The organism is Gammaproteobacteria bacterium (ex Lamellibrachia satsuma), from assembly GCA_019623805.1.
Lineage (GTDB): Bacteria > Pseudomonadota > Gammaproteobacteria > Chromatiales > Chromatiaceae > QGON01.
The window spans coordinates 1074765-1088751 of the sequence record CP053680.1; the positions used below are offsets into that span (position 1 = coordinate 1074765).

1 protein-coding gene is annotated in these 13987 nt (G+C 57.9%); it reads right to left on the reverse strand.

Going from position 1 to position 13987, the window contains the following annotated elements; genetic code table 11:
- Nucleotides 1-13: 13 nt before the first annotated feature.
- Nucleotides 14-13639, reverse strand: a complete 13626-nt coding sequence (locus HPY30_04635; GenBank protein QYZ65332.1) for a S8 family serine peptidase — start codon at nt 13637-13639, stop codon at nt 14-16.
- Nucleotides 13640-13987 lie beyond the last annotated feature (348 nt).

A 13987-nucleotide genomic window follows, 5' to 3' on the forward strand; every position in this document is an offset into this window, starting at 1 on the left:
GTTACATCGCCTCTTATGGTTCGTCGTAAGTGACATCCACATGGGTAAACAGATATTGTCCACCAAGAGCAGGGGTGTCCAAGAGCAGCAGGACTTTAATACGGTACCTATGAAGATGCTCGAGTAGTGTTGAATCGACCAGCGATGTGAGATCACGAGTTAACCGCCGATTCGCTTTCTCATCGGTTGTCACATTGAATGTTTCACTGCTGATCCGCTGCGGGATTCCGTTGGAGTCGGTATCGTCCAGGTCGTAGATGTAGAAGCTGGCCTTCATGACCCGCGGATCGCGCCATTCGAGGGCGAAATCATCATCTTGGACTATGTGATCACCGAAACGAGGCCAGGTAAGATAAACAAACTGATCGATAGCGATACCACGTGGCCGGTGAAACCGTTTCTTTTCGGTGGAATCGGGCGTGCGATAGTCATAAACCCGTGTCGTCACCTCTTCCTCACAGCCCGGTGACGTAGGTCCGCTGGTACCACCCAATACCTTCTTGCACACCGGGATGACCGAAAAGTAGGCCCTATCGGAACCTTCGCTGAATTCACTTACAGTAGTATCAAAATGTTCGATGAAGTCATCTGAGATCGGTTCGTCGTGGATAATGGTGATGGCCCCACCGCCGCGCCGGAAGTCGGCAAAACCATTCGGTACAAACTGAACCCCTTCATCGAGGGTACCTGCCGCGCCAGTTGCCGTCGTGCCACTGACGGTGAAGCCGAGATCCTCCAGACGGCCCCTGACAAACACTGAGTCCTCCTCATCCTCCGCAAAGTCAGCCACGACGACTTGCTCGTAGGTGATGGGCGAACCAAAACCGGCATGGCTCGCCACGGCGAACCTCCCGCTCTGGGCATACACCAGGTCATTGGTAAATAACAGTGCCTCATCCGGGCTGGGAAGGAGCGGTGAGGTAAATGTTGGACCTGATGACTGTAGCGGCAGGAGCCCTCTCCTCGGCCATAGATGCGCATCCAGCGGTATCGCTGGGGTCACGCCAACCACACCCTGAAACATACCAGGCGGTAGCTGGGCAAAGGCTGGATGGGCGCCAATGCCTTCCGACACAGAACCGCTGGGTGGTGCTTGCTGAAACTCCCTCTGCCTGACCAAATCCAGGACGCCGAAGTTACCCGTTTGATGAAAGGCAACAAGCGCCCTTGATGAAGAAAAAGGATTATCAAGCGGCCCGGGGGTCGGCCTGGTCGACATGGCGAACGGACGTTTCGCAAATACCTGTGGTTGATAGGACTGATCGAGAAGGAGACTGTTATCGCTGGTACTCACGTTCCAGCCGAAAAGGACCTCTGGAGGGAAAAACCAAACCCGATCGCCCTGAAGGTAGGTTCCTCCAGTCACCTGGTGGGTTTTTGCGGCAAACGTCCCGGTATACCCCGGCGCGCTCAGCAGGGTCTTGCCTTTTTTCAGATCCTCCAGAAGATCGTGCAGGAGATCCGCATATACTCCCGAGATCTCTGTCACCATTTTGCTCAACCCCTGAAGCAGACCATCAATACCGCCCGAGGTTGCGCTTGAAGCCGCGCCGATTGCCTGACCACCTGCCAGAGCCTCGTAATATTCAGGCGGGAACTTGCCGTCGAGAATACCCTGGTACTCAAAGACACCACCATTCAGGAGATAGAGGTAGTTGCCATCCGCGCTGACCGCCACATCCGATGGTTCATCGCCACCCGCAGTGGATCCGGGATTCTTCATGAGCATCATGAGCTTCTCGACCCCATCCTGTGGATTAGCCGATGGCCAGCCCTGGAAATTCATGGACAGTGACAGATAATCGGAAAAATCTCTTTGCAGCCCCTGTTCGGGGTTGGCGTCCTTGTGGAGATCCACATTGATTGGCAGTATGGCACCGGGTTGAGAACCCTTCCCCCTGCCAGTAGAGAGACAGGCAAAGAGTGTCTTCCCATCGGGTGACAGTTCAAGACAGGAAACCATGGTCACTCTTCTATACCCACTGACAGGAGGGATGGCGTTGTTATCGACAGCGTAAATGCCGACATCGAACAACTGCAGCAGATTCACCCGCCTCTCATCAAAGGCAGTGAGTTCAGCAGGTGTTATGTTGGCGCTATTGGGGAGATCGGACAGTCTCTCGACCATTTTGCGTTGCACGACATTGATGATGGTGATTCCCCGGGTACCTCCCACATAGAGGAGTGTGCGATCCTTGGAACAGACCATTCCAGGCCTGTTGGTCATCAGCTTCACTTTTTGCTGAGAATTGCCTGCAGCCGGGACAGGGAACTTGGCGCCGGAGAACGGGTAGAAGGCCATCGGCTCCAGAGTAGGCGTAAAAATCTGCATTACACCGTCTCCCAGGTTGCCGGACGAATCCTCGACTACGACAAACAGGAAGGGGCCGCAGGTTTCAAGGGCCGTCGGCCGAGCCCCGGTCAGGGTCTGAGAATCAGCATCGAGTTTGAGCGGCACGACCTGGCTCAGCCCCGGCTCACCTGTAACCGGATCCACATCCATGGCAATCAATCGTCCCAGCGGCTCCCCGGGTCCATTGAATGCATCCTGATCTGCGACGTATATCGCCTGCCTGTCCAGCCTCGGCAACACTTCATGCACCGCACCCAGGGCGTTCAGGCGCTTCATGTCGCCCTGGTCCCAAGATGAGGAGTTATCCTTTGCGGTCTCCAGCAGGATCTTCTTCAGCTCGGCTGGCTTAAACCGGGGCACCGGCGGATCCGGACACACGTCAGCGCCAGCGGCAGAGCAGTCGTGTATGGCTTGAAGCATGCCGGCAACTCCAGCGACCATCGCGGCTGCATAGGATGTGCCGGTTCGATTAATATAAGGCAAACCGGGATTGGGATCCCATATGGTATTCACGACCAGGATATCCTCTGCAGGGGCAGCGAGGGTGATGGTGGGTCCATAGTTGCTGCCCGGCAGACGTCTGCCCCGGTTGCCGGGATGTACGGTCATGCCACCGACTGTCATGACGTTTCCAAGGGCTGGGTCGACCGACAGGCTGCCTGGACAGTCGTACTGGTCGCTCCTGTCAGCATTCCCGGCCGGCACGATGACCAGTGTCCTGTCTAGCATGTTCGCCAGCACTGGGGTAAAGAGACTGATGCAGCGTTGTTGATGCATCCCGGGCGAATCATAATCCCAGCCCCAGCCCAACACGACGACATCCGCCATAAGGCCACGATCGTTCGCTATCAAGAGGAGTGCCTGGGCGGCCTGAAAGTCGGTCGCCGGACTGGCGTAGATGGAGAAAGTATTATTGTTTTTATTCCTTTGCTGTTCAACCGGGTCTGGTTGGTAGATCCCGCTGAGTATGCCGTTCACCTCTGTGTTGTCGTTATCCATGCCGACTATACTCACCATAGCGGTGCCATGGCCCGAAGGGTCTTGAGAATATTGAACTAATTCAGTTGTACAGGGGCCGGTAAATGCGGTGGGACATTCAAGCTCGTGCACCTGTGTATGGGCAAAATCGAACTCTTGCAAAACGATTGGACTGAACCCCCTGTCAATGAACGCAATATGCACCTTCCCGAAATTCGATGGGTCGTCAAAAGGAGGGGTCCTGCGGATACGTTCTGTGGCCTCGAAGATCCCTGCCAGACGGTAGGCATCGCTATGATGGCTTGCTACGCCATCGCGGGTATCCAAACGCCCGCGCGAATCGCCAAGTGCATTATGGGAGGCAAAAAGCACACGTGGATCCGCGCCCAGGGTCTGCTCAAGGTCATGTAGCCCCTTGATGGTTTCTATCGCCGAAAACTCGAGCAGGTAGGTATTGGACAAGGGGAGATAACCGACTACCTGGCCATCGAGAGCCAACGCCAGATCCTCGACCTCGGCCCCTTCGATGATGGGCCGGAAGCGGGCGATCAGCTGGTTGACGACGATCTCCAGACCCGTCACCGGATCTCGCCTGACGCTGTCCGGGTCGAGCCGTGAGCCGGTGGGTGTTGGGGGCGGACCGGTATTGCCGGTCAGGAACTCGGGTCCACTGACCCTCTGAGAGCCGACTACCACCTCTACCGGTCCATCTGTGGCATTTGCCGGCACCAACACCTGTAGTTGGGTGGACGTCGCCGAGATCATCTCACCCATGATGCCGCCAAACTGCACCATGTTTGCCGAAGGCAGGGTACTGAATCCTGAGCCGGCGATCGTGACCAGGGTGGCGGTTCCACCAGCGGCAGGACTCACGGAGAGCACTTCCAGTGGCCCCGCCTCTACCGAACCCCTCAGACTGTAGTCGAGAAGACCCGCACCGTTACCGACCTCCAGATAACTGTCGCCGTCTGAAATATCGAACTCGAAGCTACTGTACTCGGCGTCGGGAGTGAATACCGCCAGCACGCTGCCGTCTGAGGAGAGGAGGCGCACCGTCACGTCATTCAGCGCCGTGCCTTCCGCAAGTTCAAGGATGAGCGTCAGGGTACCGCCGGTCGACGAAGTCATCCTGAAGTTGTCTATGGTATCCGTACCCCCGTCGAGTCCACCGTTGATGGGCATGTCCTGATCGATGATCGACGCAGAGTCCAGAGTATCGTTCGGCTCGATGTCCCCGCTCGCTGCTGTGACTACCAATGACTCCACGTCTATCAGGACGTCACCGGAGGCGGGATCGATGATGGAAGCTTCAACCGTATAAGAACCGGCGCCCAAGGATTCCACGATTCCCGCGAGTGCGACCCCGGAGTAATCAGTCACCGCCACTATCGGGGCCAATCCGGAATCCAAAATGGAGAAACTGACCGTAAGCCCCTCCAGCGAACCTGTACCGCTGATTCCGGCCTGCATCAGCACTGATCCCCGGTCGGTGCGCACTGGACCGGCGAACGGAGCCAGATCGATTGCCGCCACATCGGGAGGCGTTCGAAACTCCACCGCAATTCGAACAGAATCCGTAAAGGCCCCGTTGGAGACCGATACGACACCGATACCTTCACCAGTGGCGCTGATCAGGCCATTCGAGTCCACGCTGACGACATTCGTGGCGTCCGAGTTGTACTGGGTTCCCGAATCAAGGGTCAGGTCGGCATCCGACTGGTCTGACATCAGGCCCATCACCTGGAGTTGCACCTGGTCGCCGGGGGTCACCAGGGTGAGGGATGTCTGATCGAGCCGGATCCCCGTCAAGGCAGGAGGCTGTTGTACGTCGATACCAACATCGGCCCCACGCCCCGCGTTGGAAACCTGGACCATGGTTCTACCACCAGCTACTGCCGTCACCAGGCCCTCGGTATCGACCGTGGCAACGGCCGTACCCAATGCGTTGTACTGGGTCCCGCTGGAGGAGCCGGTCAAATTGAGTGAGAGTCCGTTCGAGAACCGCCCCCCCACCGAGATCTGCGCCGTTTGCCCATCCGCGGGGATCGTCACCTCTTCCGGTGCGGCGAACAGGGATACAAGCTCTGCATCACCGCTATCCGGGAGCGACAATTCCAGATCGAACCGATCCAGCAATCGACCACCCTGGTCCTGAATCTTGAGTGAAACAAGGCTGCCGGTGGATGGAAGGTCACCGATCCGGGCGACCAATATGTTGCTCCCACTGCTCAATGGCGCCGATGTCGTGCCATCAGGAAACGTTACGACGGCCGTCCCCCCAGCGCCTGGAACCTCTTCAATGGCAAGATACAAGCCGGAACGGGGAGGAATCACTGAACTGATTGTGATCTCGAGTTCGTCATCCGTCACGAAGGCTAGGCGGGAATCGAGAATCGATTGTTCCTCACCGGTAATGGCCGCTACCGGATCTCGACGAACCTGGGTGAACGCCGTGCGCGGGGGTAGCAATTGCACCACGGTGAGTCCACTGGCTCCGTCTGCGACATAACCCACACCGCGGACAAGATCCAGTGCAACAGACCCCGCCGAACCCGGTGTGGACACTTGGCCGAGCACGCGGTCGTCCAGGGTATCGAAATCGAGGTCGATGGGTTGGATGCTGACAGGCCCGGACAGATCCACCAAAGCGACACCGTCAGTCCCACCACCGACGAATGCCAGACCCTCTTCGCGGGAGAGCGCCACACTGTTGGCCGGGTGATTCAGCCGCACGGCACTGATCAGGATCGGGTTCGTGGGAATCCGCAGGTCGAAGAACTGAATGGTACCGTCTGCACCGTTGGCAACCACGGCCAGGTCGAAGGTCTCGGCATTGGAATCGATGGTTCCGTCACCGTTCATATCCATCTCGAAACCAGCAACTCCTGCTACGCCGAGGGCGTTGCCGGTGGTCGATGCGTTGCCGATGAGCGCCAGGGAGGCGGCATCGAGAATGGTCAGACCATTGATGCCGGCAACCAGCAGCTTGTCACCCAGTACGGCGACACCGTTTGCCGTCTCCAGTGCACTGGCCGGGAACCGCGGGCCGATGGCACCGCCGGGATTGGCAGGATCGTCAGGAATAGCCTGGCCGGTGTCGACACTTTCGACACCAATGGTCTGAACTGCAACCAGGGCTTGTTGACCAGGCCCCACGGCTACCGCCGCCGGGATACCGGGGGAGTCGGGCACGCCGGTCGGCGGGGTCTGACCAGCGGAGGTACTGAGTTGGGTGCTGCCGAGCATCAGTGGCGTGCCAGCAATGTTGAGATCGAAGACCTGCAGCAAGCCGGCCTCCTCACCACTGACTGCAAAACCCAGTGTGCCTGCGACCGGATTGCCGTCGCGATCGATCAGGTTTGCACCTTCCAGCAGTGCGACACCGGACACGCCGCCAGCCACCGGGATCTCATGGAGCACTGCCGGCACATTGGCCACGCTGATATCGACGATGGAAAGACCGGCATCCCCGCCGACAAGGGCAAGATCACCGGATACCGCCACATCACGTGCAACACCCAGCGTATTGCCATCAAGGACACTCGGCATGAAGGTAGTGAACTCGTCGCCGAAAGGCAGCGCCAGTCGCGCGCCGGAGACCGCCAGCAATCGGGTGGAGATGCCATAACGATAACTCCGGCCAAAACCCCAGCGCCGCGTCGGTACGAAGGTGACGCGAGTGGCATCATCTGCAACAGAGGTACGCCCGAAGACACGATTACCTGCATCATCGGTGACGACGATATTTCCACTCAAGGTCGTTGTATCAATAGGCTCGGAGAATTCGAATTCAAGTGCAGCGCCGATATCGACCAGCGCATCTGCCCCGGGCCTTGCGTCTACATACAGGGTACCGGCCACCGCTCCCAACGGCTCACCGATGTCCAGACTACCGATAACCGGCGCCTGTCCAGAGGCCATGCCGTTTACCGCACCGGTGACCGGATCGTTGAACGAAAGGATAAATGCCGTGGCGGAAACCACCGGCAGGTTAAATGCTGCGTTCGGCCCTTCCGTCTCGAACACGAAAGGCGTCCCGTCCAGCGCGATGGTCGCCGCGGGTCCTGTATTCTGCCCGGTTACCGACACCAGCGGCTGGTCTGACGCCACGACCACATATATTGCACTGGATGTTGCACCAGGCAGATCACGGCCCAATGTCATCAGCATGGGCGTTCCGTCCACATCGACGATCTCCAGCCGGTCGACCAGGGCCAGCTTTTGCTCGCCCACAAGTTCCGTGAGGCGCATCAACAAAAGGTCTGGCGTACCTGCCAATGTAGACGGTACCGGCAGTTCGAGGTCGACCCGCGCCGCCGGGGCGATGGCTGAAGCGGAAAGCTGCTGGTTGGGCAGTCCTTCGGTCGGTGCTTCCAGGTAAAGAGTCGGGAAGCGGGAGACGAATCCCTGCTCGATCACATTTGTATTCGGAGCGCCGCCGACGATGAGGGTTGTAGTATCGAGGTTGTGGCGCTCACCGTTCTCATCCTCGGCCCGGGCGTTGAACTTCACCGTACCGTTGACCAGAAAATCCAGTGGCACGATCAGCGATCCACTGCCTGCAAAAGGCGCGCTGCTTACAGTCACCGGCGCAAAGCGATCCTGGCTCTCTTCCAATACCAGACTGGAGAGGCGTTTGAAACGTCCGCCGTCGAGTGACAGATCGAACTGGTCGATGTAACTGAAGCCAAACGGCAATACGGGAAGACCTGAGGCATCGGCCAGGTGTTTGATCCGTAGTTGAGTTGGTTCAGCCAGCGCGCCGGGAAGGATCGAAGCGGTACGCCCCTGACCGTCATCGGCGGAGCCCCCGGCATCGCCAAATCCCACGGTGCCATCTTCGCCCTCAAACTCCGTTATACGGACCGTGAGTTCCTGGCCGGCAGCATTGCGGAAGGTCAGTCCCAATTCATCACCGATCGCGGCGCCGATACGCAAGCGAAATGATCCGTCATCCTGGGCCAGTGTCGAGAAGGTCTCCTGACTTGCCAGATTGGTGATGGTGACACCAGAGCCTGCCTCGGCGGAACCCTGGGTGGCGATGATCTGCACAATCCCCTCCTCGTCGGGCAGGGTGGCGAAGATCTGACCCGCCTCCGGCTGCGGTGGCTTGGAGGTATCGATAGCGGTAAATCCAACAGGTGCGAACGGCAGCAGGGCATTGCCACCCAGATCGGCAACGGCATCTGTCAGTGTGAGAACATAAACGGTAGCGGAACTCAGACCGCCGGCCGCTATGATGCTCAGGGAACTGCCATCGGCGGACACTACCCGGCTTACCGCGACCGGTGTGCCATCGTCGAGCGTCAGTACCACACTGGTATCGGTAAGCGTCGTCTCGTCTATCGGCTCGGAGAAGTTGACGACGATGGGCTGATTGAGCAGGACATCGAGCGCTCCACCCGCGGGATCGGTACTGACCACGCTGGGCGCTACCAGGTTTAGTGTGATGTCGAGCGTGGTCACCGTGGCCGCAGAGCCGACTGTGACTTGGGCACTGGCCGCATCGCCACTGGCCAGCTCTGCCGCTGCCACACTGGTCTGGGTTGCCGCAACACCAGCCACAACGTAGCCTCCACCGAAGCCTGTGATATCGGCGAATGGAGCGCTGTCGCTGGTCACCAGGGCCTGTGCCTGGGGATTCACACCTCCCGGCATAAATACACTGCCGGCGACCAACCCAAGCGGATCCATCGAACGGAGAAAAAGGTAATCCCCGCTTCTAGTTATACCCGGCAGGGTCAACCCGTTGACCTGGATCCTTGTATGGATGCGCGTCCCCTGGACCTCGCCCAAAGCGACGATACGCAAGCGGGGAACTCCGACCGGGTCCGTAAAGCGTTGTGCAATAACGATAGAGTCAGATTCAGTGACTCCGGCAGGCCGTATGATGGACAGAAGTGCGGTTTCCGGCAGGATCGTGCCACTGAGATCCAGGGCAAGCGCATTGAGCAGTTCGATCCCGGAGGGCAGCGTCAGGGACAGAGCCCCAACTTCAGCAGGGAGCAGTTCGATAACTTGATCAGCCGACAGTGCGGCAACTGGGATCTCCACCAGTGCGCCCTGGCCATCTCCGGTGCCACCCCCGGTCGTGCCCACTACAGCGCCACCGAGATCGCTCCCAGGTGTAGTGACATCGATGAGGACCCGACCCAGTTGCAGCTCGCGGAGCGTGAAGTCGCGAGACGGGGTGATGGGAAAACCGGTGGCCAGGGCCAAAGGCTGGGACCCACGAGGTTGCGCATACAACAGGAGGTCTTGTGCAAAGGGTTGCGGTACCACTTGTGCACCATCGAGCAGGTCAAAGGTCTCGCTGACTCGACCAACGACCTGCGCGCCGCTGGGCAGTGCATCGGCTGGTGTTATCGCGATATGACCGACTGCACGCGCACCCTCTCCCGGTGGCGCCGAGGGCGGCACTACATCACTTTCGGCAATGGCGGCATCGGGCACGGCCAGCATGTTGACACCAACCAGAGGCTGCCCCGGTTGAGATGCAGGTGGCGTGTGTGGCGCATCGTCGGGTAACAGAAGCGCAACCTGACCGGTGGCATCCAACGCCAGTTTAATCCTGCCTGCGTCGGTCGATATCTGTGCCGGCGCAAGCGCCACCCACTGGTGCAATCCTCTGTCGTACATCACTGCTGAAACAGCGGACGAGGCAGGCAGGTTGTATGGGTTGGGCAGGGTCAACACAACTGGCTGGAGGAATGGGATCCCCCCCGGCTCTACGTCAATCACCGAAATGGGTGACCAGCCCGCTGGCAAACGTCCCAGCAACCCCTGGTTACTGATGGGAGTCAGCCGGAGTTCGGTATCCACCGCCAAGGCACCGGCCGGCAGCGTAAGTTCAAAGAGAGTCGCCGAATCTGTGGCAACGCCACCGGCCGCTGAACTGATGTTATTAAACCGGGCATCCAGGGGTGTGAGGCGTGCATCAAGCAGGGTTCGCGCGGTTCCCGATGGCACCCTGCCATGCCGCTCGACACTGGTGAAGCCATCGGCACTGATCTGTACCAAGGCTTCCCCTTCCATACCGGGCAGCGTGTATTGCCCACGCTCACCGACTGAGATCTCCAACGGAGGTACCACAAGACCGCGACCATCTTCAACAAGGCTTACCCTGGCTTCGGGAAATGGCAGTCCTTTACTATCGTCGAACACCTCTCCGCGCAGGAATCCACTGCCGCTGCTGATGTCGACAGAGACGGTGCTATCCACAGCACGGTCCTCATTGACGGCAGTCACAATGGCCGACCCATTGATGTGAGGCGTCAACCTGCCATCCTCATCGACCAAGACAATCCCCTCAGGGTTACTTGTGTAGAGAGTGCCGCTGGCTGCCGCCGAAAGATCCCGACTGCTGCCATCGGAAAAGTTACCGGTCACCATGAGTTGGGCTGCATCGTTGGCAGTGCGCAAGGTGACCTGTGCCGGCAACATGTCAAGGCTGTCCAGGGTAACCCCTACCTCGACTACTACCTGAGCCCGATCGCTGAAGCCGATATGGTGGGCCGTGATAGTCGTAGCACCATTTGCCAGAGCGGTTACCCTTCCGTCACTCCCCACCGTTGCAACGAAGGGATTGCCGGACTCATAGGTGGTGCCTGTAGCAGGCGATGTAACATCCTGGGTGGATCGATCGGAGAAATCGGCGGTCACCATCAAGGGTATTGTCGTTCCGATGGCGGTCAGACGTGCTCCAGCCGGCGTCAGCCTGATCCCTTCGAGCACCACCGGCAGCGGCGGCGCCACTGTGAGGGTGAAAGATTGTGAGACGAGCCCCCCCCGTCCATCATCTACACTGACGACTACAGAATGATCGCCCACTTGGGCAGCATCGGGCAGCCAGGACAACAGGCCACTGGCGGGATCTATGACCATACCAGCAGGCGCCGTGTCGATAGCAAAGATGAGCGGATCGCCGTCCGGATCCCCGGCATCGACATCGTATGCATAGAATTCGACGGCAATGGCATCAAGAACCGGTGCAGAGGTGATGACAGGAGACTGATTGGGTGGTGGTGCAACGGTGAGTGTAAACGACTGGTGGGCAATGCCTCCACGCCCATCTTCCACGTTCACCTTGACCGCTTGGCTGCCGGCCTGGAAGAGATCAGGCATCCAGGCAATCAAGCCATTTTGGGGCGCTATGCTCATGCCGATGGGTGCCTGCTCAAGGGTAAAGGTCAAGGCATCCAAGTCTGGGTCACTGGCCTCTACATCATAGGTATAGGTCACACCTACAGCGGCATCCAGGAGCGGGGCAGAGATAAATACAGGCGGCTGATTTGGCGGTGAAACCAGTATCGAGAATACCTGCTCAGCGATACCACCCTTCCCATCATCAACTTGGATCGTTACAGACTGATTACCGGCCTGTGAGGTGTCTGGTGTCCAGTTCACCACTCCAGTGGCTGGAACGATACTCATACCGGCTGGCGCCTGGACCAGGGCAAAGGTCAACGGATCAGCCTCGGGGTCGCTGGCTTCGACATCATAGAGGTATTCCACACCTGCCACTGCATTCAACGGAGGCGTAGAGGTGACCGCGGGACTCTGGTTGGGCGGCAATGCCACGACGAGGGTAAAGGACTGTTCGTCAATTCCACCCTGTCCATCATCAACACGAACTTTCACCGCATGACCGCCGACCTGTGAGACGTCGGGTGTCCAGGCCATCAGACCGGTGGCTGGATCCAAGCTCATTCCCGCTGGTGTCCGCACCAGTATATAGGTGAGCGGGTCAGCATCTGGGTCACTGGCGTCAGCATCATAGGTATATGATTCACCGGCAACCGCATTCAATAGCGGTGTCGATGTGAATACCGGGTTTTGATTTGGTAGGGGTGTTACCACGATAGTGAAGGACTGTTCGGCAAAACCTCCCTGCCCGTCCTCTACCCTTATTCTCACAATCTGATTACCGATCTGCGACCCGTCGGGTATCCAGCTCGCCTGACCTGTAGCCGGATCGATACTCATTCCAGCGGGTGAATGAACCACTGAAAAGGTCAGGGGATCAGCATCGGGATCACTGGCATCAGCATCATAGGTATATGCCAGACCAACCGCCGCAGCCAAGATAGGCGTCGAGGTAAATACCGGATTCCGGTTGGATGGTGCCATCACGATGATGACGAAAGACTGTTCGGCAATGCCGCCACGTCCGTCATCGGCCTGGATGGTCACCGCCTGATTGCCAATCTGTGAAATATCGGGTGTCCAGCTCACCTGACCAGAGACCGGATCTATACCCATGCCGATGGGTGCCTGAACCAAAGCAAAGGTTAGCGGGTCATTATCCGGGTCGCTGGCAGCAGCATCATAGATATATGCCACACTGACCACAGCCTCCAAATCAGGTATGGAGGTGAACAACGGTGAACTATTGAGCAGCGGTAAGTCTTCAACAGTAACCGTAAACACCTGGATTACACTTAAACCCTTTCCGTCATCTACCTGTAATTCAACCGGAAAAGATCCGGGATTCTGGGGCGTCCAACCAATGCGTCCGGTGGCATTGTCGATGGCCATACCGGAAGGAGCAGACACGAGACTATAAGCCAGGTTATCTCGATCAGGATCTATCGCGTTGACATCATAGTAGAACGCTACGCCAACCGTGCCGTGAGTGATGGCAGCCGAATAGATAAGCGGCGCATGGTTCGGAGGGACTTCACCCCGTCGACTCCGCCGTGCACTCGGATTGGTGGCGACCACCTCCGAATAACACCAGTTACCTTGTGACAGGGCGCCTACCACATAGAGATAGCTCTCCCCGTTGGTCAGCCCCAGATCAAGGTAGGTAGAGTAAGTCGATATGGTTTCCGCAATTTTTATAAAACTCCCGGGACTGCTCTGATGTGCTCTGTAGACATCGTACCTTTCGGTACCATCCAAGTGGGTCCAGATCAGGCTGGCCTGACCAGGCTTTGGCCGGACGGACATTGCGAAACAGGGAGTGACATTGATTTCTGCAGTATCCGGAGCAGAACGCTCGTTGCCGTTGTCCACAATCAGCGTGGCGGCATATCTACCTTCCGGGATGGAGACAGCAGGAGCTTGATCGGCACTGGTCGGAAATGGGCCATACCAGTAATAGGAAAGTGGAATACCGTCAGAGTCTGTACCTGCACCCTGCAATATCACCTGTGCAGCGATGGGCTGGTCCTTTTCCAGCATGCGGTCGCTGCCCGCATCCGCAACTGGCTGACCCGCTATGGCAGCACCTGGTCCAAGGTCTGATGTCAGTTGCTCCCATATGCCCCAGGGACTGTCTGAATCACAAACAGGGTGTCCAGACATCCCACCCGGGCTGCCCTGCATGAAAAGCGCTGTAAAAAAAAGAACTCTGAATATTGTCCGCAATCCCGCGGGAGCATTGAACAAATCCTTTTTCTTACTATCCAATCCTGATATGCGGCACAAGGAGACAAAAAAAGCGCACGATCTCCTTAGGCGTTTCCAGGAAACGCTTGCCCCCCTGCCTTCCGCTATCCACGACGGATAATAGCCCATGACTATTTTCCCATCCTAGGAATTCTGCCGGGTAATACATACTGACCGATTACACCGGCAAGTTACTGGTTCTGTCGGTGCTCAGCGCAACCTGTTACGCGACTCCGACACCCTGAGTCCTTTCTTGATTCTTGT